The 15,441-nt window shown below is 66.2% G+C and carries 16 protein-coding genes; 1 reads left to right on the top strand and 15 read right to left on the bottom strand.

Going from position 1 to position 15,441, the window contains the following annotated elements:
- Positions 1-26: 26 nt before the first annotated feature.
- The 15 genes from KHO22_RS09580 to KHO22_RS09510 form a co-directional block, all read right to left on the bottom strand.
- Complete coding sequence (locus tag KHO22_RS09580; RefSeq protein WP_211946899.1) at positions 27-815, bottom strand: enoyl-CoA hydratase/isomerase family protein; 789 nt, start codon at positions 813-815, stop codon at positions 27-29.
- 56 nt (positions 816-871) lie between these two features.
- Positions 872-1,777, bottom strand: coding sequence for a dienelactone hydrolase family protein (locus KHO22_RS09575; RefSeq protein WP_211946898.1), 906 nt, complete (start codon positions 1,775-1,777; stop codon positions 872-874).
- Between the two features lie 46 nt (positions 1,778-1,823).
- Positions 1,824-3,431: a carboxyl transferase domain-containing protein gene (locus KHO22_RS09570; protein ID WP_211946897.1), complete on the bottom strand. Its 1,608-nt coding sequence runs from the start codon at positions 3,429-3,431 to the stop codon at positions 1,824-1,826.
- A gap of 73 nt (positions 3,432-3,504) precedes the next feature.
- Entirely contained in the window at positions 3,505-4,191 is a 687-nt protein-coding gene (locus KHO22_RS09565; protein WP_211946896.1) for a glutathione S-transferase family protein, read from the bottom strand.
- Complete coding sequence (locus tag KHO22_RS09560; RefSeq protein ID WP_211946895.1) at positions 4,188-4,619, bottom strand: YchJ family protein; 432 nt, start codon at positions 4,617-4,619, stop codon at positions 4,188-4,190. Before KHO22_RS09560 ends, KHO22_RS09565 begins: the two co-directional genes overlap by 4 nt.
- Positions 4,616-5,311, bottom strand: a complete 696-nt coding sequence (locus KHO22_RS09555) for an HAD family hydrolase (RefSeq protein ID WP_211946894.1) — start codon at positions 5,309-5,311, stop codon at positions 4,616-4,618. The genes KHO22_RS09560 and KHO22_RS09555 overlap by 4 nt, the downstream gene beginning before the upstream one ends.
- Entirely contained in the window at positions 5,308-5,967 is a 660-nt protein-coding gene (locus KHO22_RS09550) for a 2-hydroxychromene-2-carboxylate isomerase (RefSeq protein ID WP_211946893.1), read from the bottom strand. The genes KHO22_RS09555 and KHO22_RS09550 overlap by 4 nt, the downstream gene beginning before the upstream one ends.
- Before the next feature lie 101 nt (positions 5,968-6,068).
- Positions 6,069-7,199, bottom strand: a complete 1,131-nt coding sequence (locus KHO22_RS09545) for an acyl-CoA dehydrogenase family protein (protein WP_211946892.1) — start codon at positions 7,197-7,199, stop codon at positions 6,069-6,071.
- A gap of 32 nt (positions 7,200-7,231) precedes the next feature.
- Positions 7,232-7,912, bottom strand: a complete 681-nt coding sequence (locus KHO22_RS09540; RefSeq protein ID WP_211946891.1) for an SDR family oxidoreductase — start codon at positions 7,910-7,912, stop codon at positions 7,232-7,234.
- 105 nt (positions 7,913-8,017) lie between these two features.
- Positions 8,018-9,199, bottom strand: a complete 1,182-nt coding sequence (locus KHO22_RS09535) for an acetyl-CoA C-acetyltransferase (protein ID WP_211946890.1) — start codon at positions 9,197-9,199, stop codon at positions 8,018-8,020.
- A gap of 42 nt (positions 9,200-9,241) precedes the next feature.
- Positions 9,242-9,913 carry a carbonate dehydratase gene (gene can / locus KHO22_RS09530; RefSeq protein WP_211946889.1) on the bottom strand — a complete coding sequence of 224 codons (672 nt, stop codon included), beginning with the start codon at positions 9,911-9,913 and terminating at the stop codon, positions 9,242-9,244.
- Positions 9,910-11,736, bottom strand: a complete 1,827-nt coding sequence (gene aceK, locus KHO22_RS09525; RefSeq protein ID WP_211946888.1) for a bifunctional isocitrate dehydrogenase kinase/phosphatase — start codon at positions 11,734-11,736, stop codon at positions 9,910-9,912. Before aceK ends, can begins: the two co-directional genes overlap by 4 nt.
- Before the next feature lie 154 nt (positions 11,737-11,890).
- Positions 11,891-13,072: an isovaleryl-CoA dehydrogenase gene (locus KHO22_RS09520; protein ID WP_211946887.1), complete on the bottom strand. Its 1,182-nt coding sequence runs from the start codon at positions 13,070-13,072 to the stop codon at positions 11,891-11,893.
- Between the two features lie 42 nt (positions 13,073-13,114).
- Positions 13,115-13,594: a PaaI family thioesterase gene (locus KHO22_RS09515; RefSeq protein ID WP_211946886.1), complete on the bottom strand. Its 480-nt coding sequence runs from the start codon at positions 13,592-13,594 to the stop codon at positions 13,115-13,117.
- A 93-nt stretch (positions 13,595-13,687) separates the two neighbouring features.
- On the bottom strand, positions 13,688-14,143 hold the full coding sequence (locus tag KHO22_RS09510) for a MerR family transcriptional regulator (RefSeq protein WP_211946885.1): 456 nt from the start codon (positions 14,141-14,143) through the stop codon (positions 13,688-13,690).
- 220 nt (positions 14,144-14,363) lie between these two features.
- Here KHO22_RS09510 and KHO22_RS09505 point away from each other — a divergent pair, with 220 nt between their 5' ends.
- Entirely contained in the window at positions 14,364-15,440 is a 1,077-nt protein-coding gene (locus KHO22_RS09505; protein ID WP_211946884.1) for an MBL fold metallo-hydrolase, read from the top strand.
- Position 15,441 lies beyond the last annotated feature (1 nt).

The following is a 15,441-nucleotide window of genomic DNA, read 5'->3' as shown; positions in this document are numbered from 1 at the left end:
ACAAAACGTGGAAAAACGCCCCGGCCTCACCCCGGCCGCCACGACGGCGACCGCTTCTCCAGGAACGACCGCACGCCCTCCTTCCCTTCCGCCGAGGCACGGATCTTGGCAATCCGGTCCGCCGTGTCGGCCAGCAAGTCGTTGTCGATGACCCGGCCAGCGACGTCCTGCACCAGCCGCTTGCTTTCACGTACGGCGTGGGGGCTATTGGCGACCAGTGCCGCGGCAATCTCCGCCACCTTGGCATCCAGCGCTTCCGCGGGCACGACCGCATGCACGAAGCCCAGGCGCAGGGCCTCTGCCGCGTCAAAGCGCTCCGCCGTGATGAAATATCGCCGCGACGCCTGCTCCCCCATGGCGCGAATCACATACGGGCTGATCGTCGCGGGCAGCAGGCCCAGCCGCGCCTCCGACAGGCAGAAGTGCGCATGCTCCGCCGCCACCGCGATATCGCAGGCGGCGACCAGCCCCACGCCACCGGCGTACGTGTCCCCGTGGATACGCGCAATGACCGGCCGCGGACACGACCAGATGGTGTGCAGCATCTGCGCGAGCGTCAGCGCATCGGCCCGGTTCTCGTCTTCCGAGTAGCCGGCCATCTTCTTCATCCAGTTCAGGTCCGCACCCGCACAGAATGCCGGCCCGCTGCCGGCGAGCACGATGGCCCGCACCTCGTCCATGCCGCCGAGCGCTCGGAAGGCGCCGGTCAGTTCGGCAATGACGGTTTCATTGAAGGCGTTGCGCACATCGGGCCGGTTCAGCGTGACGGTGGCGATGTGGCTGGCAACGTTGACGGTTAGCGTGGTGAAGTTCATGTTGCGCTCCGGATGGAATGGGGATGCTGGCCCGCGCGGCAGGAGCCGGCGCCGGATCAGGAACCGCTCTCGAACGGCAGGCCAAGCGATCGGAAAAAGGTGCCGACTTCCGGCAGCCAGACGGGAATGCCCTCGCGCGCGCTGAACAGGCGGTGCGAATCGCCGGCGAACTCTCCTACGTCGATCATGCGCGCATCGGCGGCGGCCCCTTTGGCATTGGCCTTGTAGGCGTTGAACATGCGGTCGGGCAGCGGTGCGGGCCAGTAGCTGTCGTTGTCGCCGTAGATCCACAGCGAAGGATAGCGCGCGTCCTTGCCATAGTCGCCGAACGTTTCGATCAGCCGGTCCTCCCAGTCCGGACAGCTCAGATTGCGCAGGCCGCCGGCGAAGTTGACCACGCCGAGCACGCCGGGATAGGAGATGGTGCTGAACGCCATGGTGGTCAGGCCACCGTGCGACTGGCCGATGACCACGATGCGGTCCTTGTCGACGTAGGGCTGGCTGACCATGTAGTCCAGCGCGGCAACCACGTCTTCGGCCTGCTGCAGGCCGTTGATCTCGATATTGCAGCTGCCGCCGATGTACGGCCCGCCCGAGCGCGCAAAGCCCTGGCGCATCGGCAGCACCACGACGTAGCCGCGGCGCAGGAACTCCACGGTCTGCGCCGGGAAGCGTGCACGCCCCTGGAAGACAGGCTTGCCGGGTGCCTTGCCGTGGTTGATGACCACCAGCGGGAACGGGCCTTCGCCGGACGGACGGAACACTGTGGCTTCCAGGTCGACGCGGAATGGCGAAGCCGCCTTCGGCACCAGCACCACCTGCTCCGAAAAACGCACGCGCGTCACCGACGCGGTCTGCACCGTGCGCGGCGGCTGCGCCTGCGCCACGGTCTGCGCATACAGCAGCAGCCCCAGCACCGGCAGCACGGCGAGACGTCGAAGCAAGAAGGCAGGACAACCCATGACAGTCGCAGGAGCCGCGCGTTGCAGACTCCTGTTGTGGACTCCCTTACATGCGGAACACGCCGAACTTCATATCCTCGATCGGCGCGTTCAGGCTGGCCGACAGGCCCAGCCCCAGCACCGTACGCGTCTGCGCCGGGTCAATCACGCCGTCGTCCCACAGCCTCGCGCTTGCGTAGTACGGGTGGCCCTGGTGCTCGTACTGGTCGCGGATCGGCTGCTTGAACGCGTCTTCCTCTTCCGCGCTCCACTGGCCGCCCCGGGACTCGATGCCATCGCGTCGCACCGTGGCCAGCACGCTGGCGGCCTGCTCGCCGCCCATCACCGAGATGCGCGCGTTCGGCCACATCCACAGGAAGCGCGGCGAATACGCACGGCCGCACATGCCGTAGTTGCCGGCGCCGAACGAGCCACCGATGATCACGGTGAACTTCGGCACCTGCGCCGTCGCCACCGCGGTCACCATCTTGGCGCCGTTGCGCGCGATGCCTTCGTTCTCGTACTTGCGGCCCACCATGAAGCCGGTGATGTTCTGCAGGAACACCAGCGGGATCTTGCGCTGGCAGCACAGCTCGATGAAGTGCGCGCCCTTGAGCGCCGACTCGGAGAACAGGATGCCGTTGTTGGCGATGATGCCGACCGGGTAGCCCCAGATGCGCGCGAAGCCGCATACCAGCGTGGTGCCGTAGCGCGCCTTGAATTCGTCGAATTCGGAACCGTCGACGATGCGCGAGATCACCTCGCGCACATCGAACGGCTTGCGCGTGTCGGTCGGGATCACGCCGTACAGCTCTTGCACCGGGTACAGCGGCTCGGCCGGCTCGTGCAGGCGGATCTGGTCGGGCTTGCGCCGGTTCAGGTGCTGCACGATATTGCGCGCCAGCGACAGCGCGTGATGGTCGTTCTGCGCGAAGTAGTCGGCCACGCCCGACAGGCGCGTATGCACATCGGCGCCGCCGAGGTCCTCGGCGGTGACTTCCTCACCGGTGGCGGCTTTCACCAGCGGCGGGCCGCCCAGGAAAATGGTGCCCTGGTTCTTGACGATGATCGACTCGTCGCTCATCGCCGGCACGTAAGCGCCGCCGGCCGTGCACGAGCCCATCACCACCGCGATCTGCGGGATGCCCTGCTTGGACAGGTTGGCCTGGTTGTAGAAGATGCGGCCGAAGTGATCCCGGTCGGGGAAGACATCGTCCTGGTTCGGCAGGTTGGCACCGCCCGAGTCGACCAGGTAGATACAAGGCAGGTTGTTCTGCTCGGCGATCTCCTGCGCGCGCACATGTTTCTTGACCGTCATCGGGTAGTAGGTGCCGCCCTTGACGGTCGCGTCGTTGCAGACGATCACGCATTCCTGCCCGGCCACGCGGCCGATGCCGGTGATGATGCCGGCGCCCGGCGCGGCGTTGTCGTACATGTCGTACGCCGCGAGCTGCGACAACTCCAGGAACGGCGTGCCCGGGTCCAGCAACTGCTGCACGCGGTCACGCGGCAGCAGCTTGCCGCGCGACAGGTGCTTGTCGCGCGCGGCATCGCCGCCGCCTTCGGCCAGCTTCGCCACCTTGGCCCTGAGGTCGGCCACCAGCGCCTGCATGGCTTCGGCGTTGGCCTTGAACGATTCGGAGCGCGCGTTAAGTTTGGTTTCCAGCGTGGGCATTTTGAGGTCTCTTTCCGGTCTCTTGCCGCTTGTTTGCTCGGAATCTTCGCGTCAGGATCGCCGCTTGCCAGCGTCAGCTGCCGCGCTTGGGCAGCGGATGCCCCGGCATCAGGTCATACGGATGCTTCCATCCCGGCAGCGCACGCATGCGTTCGGTCCAGGCGTGGATATGCGGATACTCCTTGCGCCAGTGCACACCGATCTCGTCGTCGAAGAACACATAGCCGGCCAGCGAGAAGTCGGCGATGGTGGCATGCTCGCCGATGACGAAGCTGCGGCCGGCCAGTTGCGCGTTCAGCACGCTCCATGCGCCTTCGCAGCGCGTGCGGAAGAACTGCAGCACCGTGGGGTCCGGCGCCGCGGTAAGCGCGCGCAGGAAGCGGTAGGTGGCGGTGTACGACGTGAACTTGTGATTGTCGAACAGCAGCCAGCGCAGGACTTCGGCGCGCTCGGCCTCGTTCGCGGCGCCGTAGGCATCGAGGCGCGATGACAGCGTCTCGAGGATCACGCCGGACTGGGACAGGCGCTGGCCACCGAACTCCAGCACCGGCACCTCGCCCATCACGTTGATGGCGCGGTATTCCGGCGTGCGGGTCTCGCCGTTGAAGTAGTCGACAAAGCGCGGCTGCCACAACTGCCGGCCGCGTTGGGCGCTGACGGTCTCCAGCAGCAATGCCGCCTTGTAGGCATTGCCGGACTGGGCAAAGCAGTACAGCAGGTACTCCGGCGTGCCGCCGGATGCCTTCGCTTCGATGCTCATGACGCCTCCCCGATCATGTCGCCATCCACGTACAGCCACACCGGCGTCTCGCCGGCCGCGCGCGGCTCGCGCACGAACCGGCTGCGCTCATGCAGCCGCCAGGCGCGCCCGCCGGCCTTGTAGCGCGCCACGAATTCCACTTCGGCATGCGTATCGTCCTGCTGGGAATGGGCCTTGATGGCGAGCCCCAGCCAGCGGGTGCCCGTATCCGGCACCAGGTCGGCCGGGCAGGTGGACGGATGCCAGGTCTGTCGCACCCAGTCCATATTGCCCATGACGTACGCGGTATAGCGCGAGCGCATCAGCGCCTCGGCATTCGGCGGCACGGCTTCGCCGCGGTGATAGCGGCCGCAGCACGCGGCATAGTCGGCGCCGATGCCACAGGGGCACGGTGCGGGCGTGGCGCGGGGCGGGCGCCTGGCACTCATCCGAGCAGCTCCGGCAGCTCGCGCATGTCGGTGAACAGGTGGCGGGCGCCGGCTTCGCGCAGCGTGGCCGCATCATTGCGCGCCGCGTAGCCGAACACCGTCATGCCCGCGGCCACGCCGGCCGTGACGCCGGTGGGGCTGTCCTCGATCACCGCGCAGCGCGACGGTTCCACGCCCATGGTACGGGCGGCCAGCAGGTACACATCCGGCGCCGGCTTGCTGCGCTCCACCTCGGTGGACGAAAAGATGTGCTCGCGCTCGTCCTGCCGGAACAGCTCCACCAGGCCCGTGCGCGTGAGTTGCAGCTTGACCTTGATGCGGTCCGCGCCGGAAGCCACGCACACCGGCATCCCGGTGGCGGCGATGGCGGCCACCGCCTCGCGCACGTACGCCACGCTCTGCACCTCGGCCTCCAGCACCTGGTTGCGCCGCACAAACCACTGCGACAGCCAGTTCTCCGGCAACGGCGCGCCGCGCCTGCGCTCGATGTTGTCGAGCTCTTCGCGCACCGCGCGTCCCAGGAACCACTTGGTCGAATCCTCGAGCGAGATGGCAATGCCAAGCTCGTTGAGCATTTCATTGAGTACGCGGTTGACGATGGGCTCGCTGTCGACGAGCACGCCGTCGCAGTCGAAGATCACACAGTCAAAACGCGAGGTTGGGCCATTCACGGCCCGGTCTGCTGCAGTCATGCGGGTTTCTTTTCCTTGTTGCCGTCCACGCTGGTCACGGCGCGCAGTTCGGTCTGGCGGCCGCGCTTCAGGTGGTCTTCGATCTGGTTGAAACGGTCGAAGCCCCAGAACGGCTCGCCGTCGATGATGACGAAGGGCGAGCCGAACACGCCCTTGGCCATGGCGACCTCGATCTCGGCCTTGAGCTGGTCCTTGATCTGGTAGCTGGTGGCGCCGGCATCCATGGCCAGCACGTCCACGCCAAGGGGCTCGGCCAGCTTCGCGATCTCCGCCGGCTCGGCGATGTTGATGTCGTCCACGAACAGCGCGTGGTAGACCGACCTGGCGAAGGCCGTGGCAGTATCGGCGCCGTGGTGGTTCTGCAGCCACAGCATGGCGCGCGCGGCATGCGTAGTCGGCAGCGGGAAGTGCGCCGGGCGCTTGTACTCGATGCCGTGAAAGCGCGCGGTGCGCTCGAAGTCGCGCCAGCAGTATTCGCCCTTGAGCGGGATCTGCGGCAGCGGCGAGGAGCCGGTGGTCTTGAACACCACCCCGAGCAGGATCGGGTGCCAGGCCACGAAGCGGCCGTACTTCTGCGCCAGTTCGTCGATGCGCGTGCTGGCGAAGTAGCCATACGGCGACGAAAAATCAAAGTAGAAGTCGATCGCTGCGGTCATGAACGGGGGCCCTCTGTCGTGAGTCGGATGGCTTGGGGAAGCCTCCAGGACGCCTGGCCGTGCTTCCCAAGCCCCATGGTACGCGTGTCGGCGCGCCGCGGCTACGCCAGGGCGCGCGCGATCAGGATCTTCTGGATGTCGCTGGTGCCTTCGTAGATCTGGCAAACGCGCACGTCGCGGTAGATGCGCTCGACCGGGAAGTCGCTGACATAGCCATAGCCGCCGAAGACCTGGATCGCATCGGAACAGACCTTCTCCGCGATCTCGCTGGCAAATAGCTTGGCCATGGCCGCCTCCTTCAGGCAGGGCCGGCCGGCGTCCTTGAGCGAGGCAGCGTGCCAGATCATCTGGCGCGCCACGTCGATGCGCGTGGCCATCTCGGCCAGGCGGAACTGCACGGCCTGGTGCTGGAACAGCGGCTGGCCGAAGCTCTCGCGCTCCTTGGCATAAGCCAGCGCCGCGTCGAACGCCGCGCGCGCCATGCCGATGCTCTGCGAGGCAATACCGATACGCCCGCCTTCCAGCCCCGACAGCGCCATCTTGTAGCCGGCGCCCTCGTCGCCGAGCAGGTTGGCGGCCGGCACGCGGCAATCCTCGAACACGATCTGCGCGGTGTCCGACGAATGCTGGCCGAGCTTGTCTTCAATACGCGCCACCACGTAGCCTGGGGTGCTGGTCGGCACCAGGAACGCGCTGATGCCACGCTTGCCGGCGGCCTTGTCGGTCACGGCCATGACGATGGCCACGTCGGCATTCTGCCCGCTGGTGATGAACTGCTTGACGCCATTGAGCACGAAGTGATCGCCATCGCGCACGGCGGTGGTACGCAGCGCGGCGGCGTCCGAGCCCACGTGCGGCTCGGTCAGGCAGAACGCGCCCAGCATCTGGCCGCGCGCCAGCGGCACCAGCCACTGCTGCTTCTGCGCCTCGTCGGCGAACGCCATCAGCATGCTGCACACGGGGCAATTGTTGACGCTGATGACGGTCGAGGTGCCGCCGTCGCCCGCGGCGATCTCCTCCAGGATCAGCGCCAGCGACAGGTAGTCAAGGCCGGCGCCGCCGTACTGCTCCGGCACCGCCACGCCATAGGCGCCCAGTGCCGCCAGTTCGCGATGCACGTCCTTGGGGAACGTCTTGTCGCGATCCCACTGCGCGGCCTGCGGCGCGATCACCTTCTGCGCGAACTGGCGCACGGCGTCGCGGATCATTTCCTGTTCGGATGTCAGCAGCATGTCGTTTCTGTATGAGTGAGTCCGGCCCGCGCTTACCAGGGGATGGGGGTGCCGTCGTAGTTGAAGAAGCTGCCGTTGTCGCGGCGTTTCACTCCGGCCAGCAGCTGGCGCATGCCCTTCACGCTCTGCTGCGGCGTGATGTCCGCCGTCTTGCCGCCCATGTCGGTCTGCACCCAGCCCGGATGCAGCGCCACGCAGGTGGCATGGCGCGCGTCGAGCGATACCGCCTTCAGCGCCGCGTTGACGCCGGCCTTGCTGACGCGGTACAGCCAGCTGCCGTTGCTGTCCATGGAGCCAAGGCTGCCCATGCGCGAGGACAGCACCGCCAGCACACCGCCATGGCCGCCCTGCCCGGTCTCGACATAGGGCATCACCAGCGGCAGCGCCATCATCGGGCCGAGCACGTTCACGTGCATGACCCGGTCGAAGTCCTCGCGCGTGACCGGCTGCGCGCCTTCGGTGCGCGGGCCCAGCACGCCGGCGTTGTAGATGGCCACGTCCAGCGACTCGCCATCGAGCTTCCAGCCCAGGCCGGCGACGGCGCCGGGGTCGGTCAGGTCGGCCTGGTGCGCTTCGGCGCCCAGCGCCTTCAGCGCGCCGACGCCCTCGGGCGTGCGCGCCGCCGCGATGACGCGCCAGCCGTCGGCACGGTACTGGCGGACAAATTCAAGGCCGATGCCGCGCGAGGCACCGAGGATGAGTGCGGTAGGCATGGCTGGGCTCCTTGGTCTGGGTGGTCAGGTTCAGCAAACTGCCTTGGGATGGCTCCCCTCTCCCGCACGCGGCAGAGGGGAGAAAACCAGCGGGAAGCGAGCGCGTCAGACGATCTCGATCCCCACCGCCGTCGCTTCGCCGCCGCCGATGCACAGGCTGGCCACGCCGCGCTTGCCGCCGGTCTTGCGCAGCGCGCCGATCAGCGTGGTCATGATGCGCGCGCCCGAAGCGCCGATCGGATGGCCCAGCGCGCAGGCGCCACCGTGGATATTGACCTTCTCGCGCGGGATCTTCAGGTCGTGCATGGCGGCCATCGGCACCACGGCAAAGGCCTCGTTGATCTCGAACAGGTCGACACTGTCGGTGTTCCAGTCCAGCTTGCGGTAGAGCTTGGCCATGGCCTCCACCGGTGCGGTGGTGAACCAGCCCGGCGCCTGCGCGTGCGTGGTGTGGCCCAGCATGCGCGCGATGGGCTGCAGGCCGAGCTTTTTCGCGGTGGATTCGCGCATCATCACCAGCGCCGAGGCGCCGTCGTTGATGGACGACGACGAGGCCGCCGTGATGGTGCCATCCTTGGCAAACGCGGGCTTCAGTGCGGGAATCTTGTCGAGCTTGATGCGGCGCGGGCCTTCGTCGGTATCGATGACGGTGTCGCCACCCTTGCCCGGCACGGTGACCGGAGCGATCTCCCAGCGGAAGTCGCCCGACTCGGTCGCCTGCTGCGCGCGGCGCACGCTTTCGATCGCGAAGGCATCCTGCTGCTCGCGCGTGAAACCGTACTTGGCAACGCAGTCCTCGCCGAAGGTGCCCATGGCGCGGCCCTTGTCGTAGGCGTCTTCCAGCCCGTCCAGCATCATGTGGTCATAGATCATGCCGTGGCCGATGCGGTAGCCGCCGCGGCCCTTCGGCACCAGGTACGGCGCATTGGTCATGCTTTCCATGCCGCCGGCAATGGCGACGTCGAACGAGCCGGCCACCAGGCCGTCATAGACGTTCATGGCCGCGCGCATGCCCGAGCCGCACATCTTGTTGACCGTGGTGCAGCCCACGCCCAGCGGCAGGCCCGCGCCGAGCGCCGCCTGGCGCGCCGGAGCCTGGCCCTGGCCGGCCGGCAGCACGCAACCGAATACGACTTCCTCGACCTGCTCCGGCTGGATGCCGGCGCGTTCGACCGCTGCACGGATGGCAACGGCACCGAGTTGCGGCGCGGTCAGCGACGCGAATTCACCCTGGAATGCCGCCATGGGGGTACGGGCGGCGGAAACGATGACGATCGGGTCTTGCATGTCTGTCCTCCTGGTATGGGAATGCGGGAAACGTGTGGCGGCTCAGCGGATCGACGCCTGCGGCGGGTCGCCGAACTGGCGATAGGCCGCGGCGAGCTGCTCGTGCAGCTCGTCGTTGTTGCTGGCGGCCATGCCCAGGTCGCGCAGCAGGCCGTCGGACACGCCATAGACCCAGCCGTGCACGGTCACGTCCTGCCCGCGTGCCCACGCGTCCTGCAGCACGGTGGTCTGGCACACGTTGTTGACCTGCTCGATCACGTTCAGCTCGCACAGGCGCGTGTGGGCGTCGTCCTCGCGCAGGATGGTGCCAAGGTAGGCCTCGTGCTTGTCGGCCACGTCGCGCACATGGCGCAGCCAGTTGTCGGCCAGGCCGATGCGCTCGCGCTTGAGCGCGACCTTCACGCCGCCGCAGCCGTAGTGGCCCACGACGGTGATGTGGCGCACCTTGAGCACTTCCACCGCGAACTGGATCACCGACAGCGCGTTCAGGTCGCTGTGCGCGATCACGTTCGCGATATTGCGGTGGACGAACACCTCGCCCGGCGCCAGGCCCAGGATCTGGTTGGCGGGCACGCGCGAGTCGGAGCAACCGATCCACAGGTATTCAGGCGCCTGCTGGTTGGCCAGGCGCATGAAGAAGGTCGGGTCTTCCGCATTGACGCGGTCGACCCAGTCGCGGTTGTTGCGGAACAGCTGGGCGATGGCGTCACTCATGCGACCCTCCTTGCGATGCTGGCGACAGGCGAACCGGGCCCTGTCCTGCCGTAGCGGTTGATGAAGCGTTCGGAGATGGGATAGGCAAAGAAGTCATGGACTTGTCCGGCCAGCAGCCGGTCCTTGTGGCCCTGCCACATGGCAGGGTCGAATAAATCTTCGTGATGGTGCAGGAATGCCTCGCGCACGCGCGGGTTGCCAAGCAGAAAGGTACGGAACGTCTCGGGGAAGATGTCGTGCGGACGCACGGTGTACCAGATTTCGCCCGACATTTCCTCCTCCTCGTTGCGCGGCTCGGGCACGTGGCGCACGTTGCAGTCGGTGAAATACTCGATCTCGTCGTAATCGTAGAACACCACGCGGCCATGGCGCGTCACGCCGAAGTTCTTGTACAGCATATCGCCGGGGAAGATGTTCGCGGCGATCAGTTCCTTGATGGCATTGCCGTACTCGACGATGCCGTGCACCACCTGTTCGTCCGTGCCCTCCTGCAGCCAGATGTTCAGCGGCGTCATGCGGCGCTCGATGTAGACGTGCCGCACCACGATTTCCTCGACACCGTCCTTGCCGCGCTGGTACTCGATCATCGATGGCGCATGGTGTTCGAGTTCGCGCACCAGCTCGTCATCGAAACGCGACAGCGGGAAGGCCACGTTCGAGTATTCCAGCGTATCGGCCATGCGGCCGACACGGTCATGCTGCTTGACGAGCTGGTACTTGGACTGGATCAGCTCGCGCGTGGTCTCCTTCGGCGCCGGGTAGAAGTCCTTGATCACCTTGAACACGTAAGGGTACGACGGCAGCGTGAACACCAGCATCACCAGCCCCTTGATGCCCGGCGCGCTGATGAACTTGTCCGACGAGTGCTGCAGGTGGTGCAGGAAATCCCGGTAGAACAGGTTCTTGCCCTGCTTCTGCAAACCAAGCGAGGTGTAGATCTCCGCGCGCGGCTTGCGCGGCATGATGTCGCGCAGGAACGTCACGTAGGCCGACGGAATTTCCATGTCGACCATGAAGTACGAGTGCGTGAACGAAAACAGGATCATCACCTGCAATTTCTTCAGCAGCACCGCGTCCAGCACCAGCTTGCCCGACGGCCCGTGCACGATCGGGATCGCCAGCGGATAGGTGCGGTCGGCGTTCAGGATGCGGCCGATGATGAACGCCGTCTTGTTGCGGAAGAACAGCGACGACAGCACGTGGATCTGGAAATTCGGCGCGATGCGGACATCGCCGAAATGCTCCTCGACGGTCCTTACCACGTAGCCGACGTCGCGGCACAGGTCCTCGAACGGCCGCTCGAGCTGGTAGTTGTGCACGATGCGCTCGAAGCAGTCGGCCATGCCATGGCGGCTGCCCGGGTAGTAGGCGCGGAAGGTCGGCCTGGTCGGCGACTCCTCGTTCTCGATGTACTCGGTCGAGATGGCCGGGCGCACGAAGATGAAGTCGTTATTGAAGTACGAACGGTGCAGCAGGCGCGTGCAGACGGAGTTGAAGAAGGTCTCGGCCAGTTCGGGCTGGTGGTGGTTGGTCAGCAGCCCGATGTAGTGCAGCTTGATCTGCTGCCAGATCCCGTCCTCGATATTCTCGGCGTCGTACTCGTCTTCGAGGATGAGGCTGGTCTCGCGCACGCGCTCGTTGTAGAACGCGATGCGGTCGCGCTGGATCTGCTGCAGGCCCAGCCAGTCTCCCGCCTCGTACTTCACCTTGGCCTGGTGGCTGACCTCGCGGAACAGCCGGTAGTGCTTGTCGAACCCGTCCAGCATGGTCCGCGCCACGTCGAAGGCAATCTGCGAAGACAGCAGTTTGGGGAAGTGGGACATGGGACGGGGTAGACGGTCGGGCGGGGGCTAGTGGAATTGTAAATGGGTTTCGGAGCTCGATCTGGTGCGCGCACCCTGCAATTGGCTCCTGCTTACCCCCTCTTCCGCGAGCGGGAGAGGGGAGAAACAGGGGGCGGGAAAGGCGCCCCAGGAATCACATCGTTTCGGCAAACAGCTCCCGCCCGATCAGCATGCGCCGGATCTCCGAAGTCCCGGCGCCAATCTCGTACAGCTTGGCGTCGCGCCACAGGCGGCCGGCCGGGTATTCGTTGATATAGCCGTTGCCACCGAGGATCTGCACGGTCTCGCCGGCCATCCACGTGGCCTTCTCGGCCGTATAGAGGATCACCGCCGCGCAGTCCTTGCGCACCTGGCGCACGTGATCGACGCCGAGCGAATCGAGGTTCTTGCCGACCGTGTACAGGTAGCTGCGTGCGGCCTGCAGCGTGGTGTACATGTCGGCGACCTTGCCCTGGATCAGCTGGAATTCGCCGATGCTCTGGCCGAACTGCTTGCGGTCGTGGATGTACGGCGTGACCACGTCCATGCACGCCTGCATGATGCCGACCGGGCCGCCCGACAGCACGGCGCGCTCGTAGTCGAGGCCGCTCATCAGCACCCTGGCGCCGCCGTTCTCGGCGCCGAGGATGTTCTCGACCGGCACTTCCACGTCCTCGAACACCAGCTCGCCGGTGTGCGAGCCGCGCATGCCCAGCTTGTCCAGCTTCTGCGCGACCGAGAAGCCCTTCATGCCCTTCTCGACGATGAAGGCGGTCATGCCGCGCGCGCCCAGGTCCGGCTCGGTCTTCGCATACACCACCAGCACGTCGCAGTCCGGGCCGTTGGTGATCCACATCTTGGTGCCGTTGAGCACAAAGCGGTCGCCCTTGAAGTCGGCGCGCAGTTTCATGCTGACCACGTCGGAGCCGGCATTGGGTTCGCTCATGGCCAGCGCGCCGATCCATTCGCCCGACACCAGCTTCGGCAGGTACTTCGCCTTCTGCGCAGGGGTGCCGTTGCGGTGGATCTGGTTCACGCACAGGTTCGAATGCGCGCCGTACGACAGGCCGACCGAAGCGGAGGCGCGGCTGATTTCCTCCATCGCGACCATGTGGGCGAGGTAGCCCATGTTGGCGCCGCCGTACTCTTCGGCCACGGTGATGCCGAGCACGCCGAGGTCGCCCATCTTCTTCCAGGCGTCCATGGGGAACTGGTCGGTGCGGTCGATCTCGCCGGCGCGCGGGGCCAGTTCAGCCTGGGCCCAGTCGCGCACGGCGCCGCGCAGCATCTCGATGTCTTCGCCCAGGTCGAATTTCAGGCCAGGGAGTTCGGTCATGATGGTCTCCTGTTGGAATCTTGCTGGCGCCGCAAATGCGCGTCAGACGTGTTCGAGCGTGCGTACCACGCAAAGGGTCATCAGCATGGTCGCCACGAGCTTGCGGCGGCCCTGCTGCTCGACGAAGACATCGCCCTGGGCCACGATCAGCGTCCGGCCGGGCTTGAGCACCCGCCCCACGGCGATCAGGCGTTCGCCCTGCGCCGGGGACAGCAGGTTGATCTTGTACTCGGCGGTCAGGCCCGCCTCGCCTTCGCCCACCATGGTCAGCGCTGCATAGCCGCACGCGCTGTCGGCCAGCGCACCGACTGCGCCGCCATGGAAGAAACCGTGCTGCTGGGTCACGCCCTCGGACCATGGCATGGCGATCTCCACCTCGCCGCGCTCCACGCGGGCCAGGCCAGCGCCAAAGGTCGTCATCAGTCCCTGGCGGGCAAAGCTGCCGGCAATGGTGTCAGCCCGGGCCGCCGACAGCAACTCGGGTTGGACGGGGCTGGCGGCAGCATCAAGGTCCTGCGTCATGGCGGCTTCCTGGTGAGATGGTTCGAGCTATTCTATTGACGTTTACGTAAACGTCAATCCGCACAGGACCGAAGATGCACGTCAAGTGCAGCATCAGGCGGTTTCGTGCTTGGACGGGCCACCGGCGCGCGCCCGCTGTGCATCCAGCAGCGCCTTGCACTGCTTTTCATGCTGGTCGATCTCCGCCAGCTGGGCCTGCAGGTCTTCAAGCTGGCGCTCGAGTGCGGCGCGATGGCCCCCCAGGGCGTCGAGGAAGCGTTCGAGCTGCGGTGCGCTGTCGCGCGGAGATTCATAGAGATCAAGGATCTCGCGGATTTCGTTGAGAGTAAGCCCCAACCTTTTACCGCGCAGCGTGAGCTTCAGGCGGGTACGTTCGCGCCCGTTGTAGACGCGCGTGCGCCCGCCGGGGCCGGCGCGCTCGGGCGACAGGAGGCCCTGGTCCTCATAGAATCGGATGGCGCGCGGCGTGACATCGAACTCGCGCGCGAGTTCGGTGATCGTATAGGTGGCCGGGACGGGAGACGATCCGGAAACGTTTGTGACTGCCATGGTGCGCCCAATGAAAGTGAACGGTCGTTCGTTGCGAAGTCAACTTTTGGCTTAAGATGGACACGAGTCGCACGAATTGACGTTTACGTTAGCGTCAACCCACGCGACTGGCAACCGGCGTCGTCAAGCCAGGTCGATCTGGCCCCGCATGACGGCAAACACGAGAAAGCCCCGCCTGCCCCGGCGTGCATGGCGCAGGGCTTCGATGACGAGACTCCTCATGAACGCACTCGAACACCAGCTCCAATACCCGTTCGCGGACACCATGCCCGAGCCCGGCACCCGGCAGGAAGTGGCACCCGGCGTCTACTGGCTGCGCATGCCCCTGCCCTTCGCGCTCGACCACATCAACCTGTGGCTGCTGCGCGACCGGCTCGACGGCCGGGACGGCTGGACCATCATCGACTGCGGCATCACGAACGACACCATCAAGGCGCACTGGGAAACCATCTTCGCCAACGAACTCGAAGGCCTGCCGGTGCTGCGCGTGCTGGTCACGCACAGCCACCCCGACCACGTCGGCCTGGCGCACTGGCTGTGCAAGCGCTTCGACGTACGGCTGTGGATGAGCCTGGGCGACTACATGAGCGCCCGCGTGATGGGCAGCGGCACCGGCGCAGGCTCCAGCGCCGGCGGCGAACTGGCGGCCGAGCACTTCGCGCGCCACGGCCTGACCGACCCCGACAGCCAGGAAAAGCTGCGCGCCCGCAAGACCTACTACCCGTCGCTGGTGCCCGACCTGCCCACGCAGTACCGCCGCCTGATGGATGGCGACACCGTGGCCATCGGCGCCGATCCGGCCACCGCCGGCTGGCGCGTGATCACCGGCTTCGGCCATTCGCCCGAGCACGTGGCGCTGTACAACGCCGCCACCAACGTGCTGATCTCCGGCGATATGGTGCTGCCGCGCATCTCGACCAATGTCAGCGTGTTCGACATGGAGCCGGAAGCCAATTCGCTGCAGCTCTACCTCGATTCGCTCGGCAAGTATCGGGACCTGCCCGATGACGTGCTGATCCTGCCGTCGCACGGCCGCCCCTTCCGCAACCTGCACACGCGCATCACGCAGCTGCGCGAGCACCATGTCGATCGCCTGGCCGAAACGCTCGAAGCCTGCCGCGAGAAGCCGTGCAGCGCGCATGACATCGTCAGCGTGATCTTCAAGCGCCAGTTCGATATCCACCAGATGACGTTCGCCATGGGCGAGTCGCTGGCGCACCTGCATGCGCTATGGCATCGCGGGGAACTGGCTCGGGAATTCGGGGATGACGGGGTGATCCGGTTCCGCGCGGCCTGAC

The sequence above is a fragment of the Cupriavidus yeoncheonensis genome, from assembly GCF_905397275.1.
Lineage (GTDB): Bacteria > Pseudomonadota > Gammaproteobacteria > Burkholderiales > Burkholderiaceae > Cupriavidus > Cupriavidus yeoncheonensis.
Note: the sequence above shows the minus strand (reverse complement) of the source record. Positions and strands in the feature narration are given on the sequence as shown.

Coding starts and splice junctions, on each gene's coding strand:
- KHO22_RS09550 (WP_211946893.1), bottom strand. CDS start 5,967: ATGACCGCAGCGATCGACTTCTACTTTGATTTTTCGTCGCCGTATGGC.
- KHO22_RS09580 (WP_211946899.1), bottom strand. CDS start 815: ATGAACTTCACCACGCTAACCGTCAACGTTGCCAGCCACATCGCCACC.
- KHO22_RS09535 (WP_211946890.1), bottom strand. CDS start 9,199: ATGCAAGACCCGATCGTCATCGTTTCCGCCGCCCGTACCCCCATGGCG.
- KHO22_RS09515 (WP_211946886.1), bottom strand. CDS start 13,594: ATGACGCAGGACCTTGATGCTGCCGCCAGCCCCGTCCAACCCGAGTTG.
- KHO22_RS09570 (WP_211946897.1), bottom strand. CDS start 3,431: ATGCCCACGCTGGAAACCAAACTTAACGCGCGCTCCGAATCGTTCAAG.
- KHO22_RS09545 (WP_211946892.1), bottom strand. CDS start 7,199: ATGCTGCTGACATCCGAACAGGAAATGATCCGCGACGCCGTGCGCCAG.
- KHO22_RS09510 (WP_211946885.1), bottom strand. CDS start 14,143: ATGGCAGTCACAAACGTTTCCGGATCGTCTCCCGTCCCGGCCACCTAT.
- KHO22_RS09520 (WP_211946887.1), bottom strand. CDS start 13,072: ATGACCGAACTCCCTGGCCTGAAATTCGACCTGGGCGAAGACATCGAG.
- KHO22_RS09575 (WP_211946898.1), bottom strand. CDS start 1,777: ATGGGTTGTCCTGCCTTCTTGCTTCGACGTCTCGCCGTGCTGCCGGTG.
- KHO22_RS09540 (WP_211946891.1), bottom strand. CDS start 7,912: ATGCCTACCGCACTCATCCTCGGTGCCTCGCGCGGCATCGGCCTTGAA.
- KHO22_RS09565 (WP_211946896.1), bottom strand. CDS start 4,191: ATGAGCATCGAAGCGAAGGCATCCGGCGGCACGCCGGAGTACCTGCTG.
- can (WP_211946889.1), bottom strand. CDS start 9,913: ATGAGTGACGCCATCGCCCAGCTGTTCCGCAACAACCGCGACTGGGTC.
- KHO22_RS09560 (WP_211946895.1), bottom strand. CDS start 4,619: ATGAGTGCCAGGCGCCCGCCCCGCGCCACGCCCGCACCGTGCCCCTGT.
- KHO22_RS09555 (WP_211946894.1), bottom strand. CDS start 5,311: ATGACTGCAGCAGACCGGGCCGTGAATGGCCCAACCTCGCGTTTTGAC.
- aceK (WP_211946888.1), bottom strand. CDS start 11,736: ATGTCCCACTTCCCCAAACTGCTGTCTTCGCAGATTGCCTTCGACGTG.
- KHO22_RS09505 (WP_211946884.1), top strand. CDS start 14,364: ATGAACGCACTCGAACACCAGCTCCAATACCCGTTCGCGGACACCATG.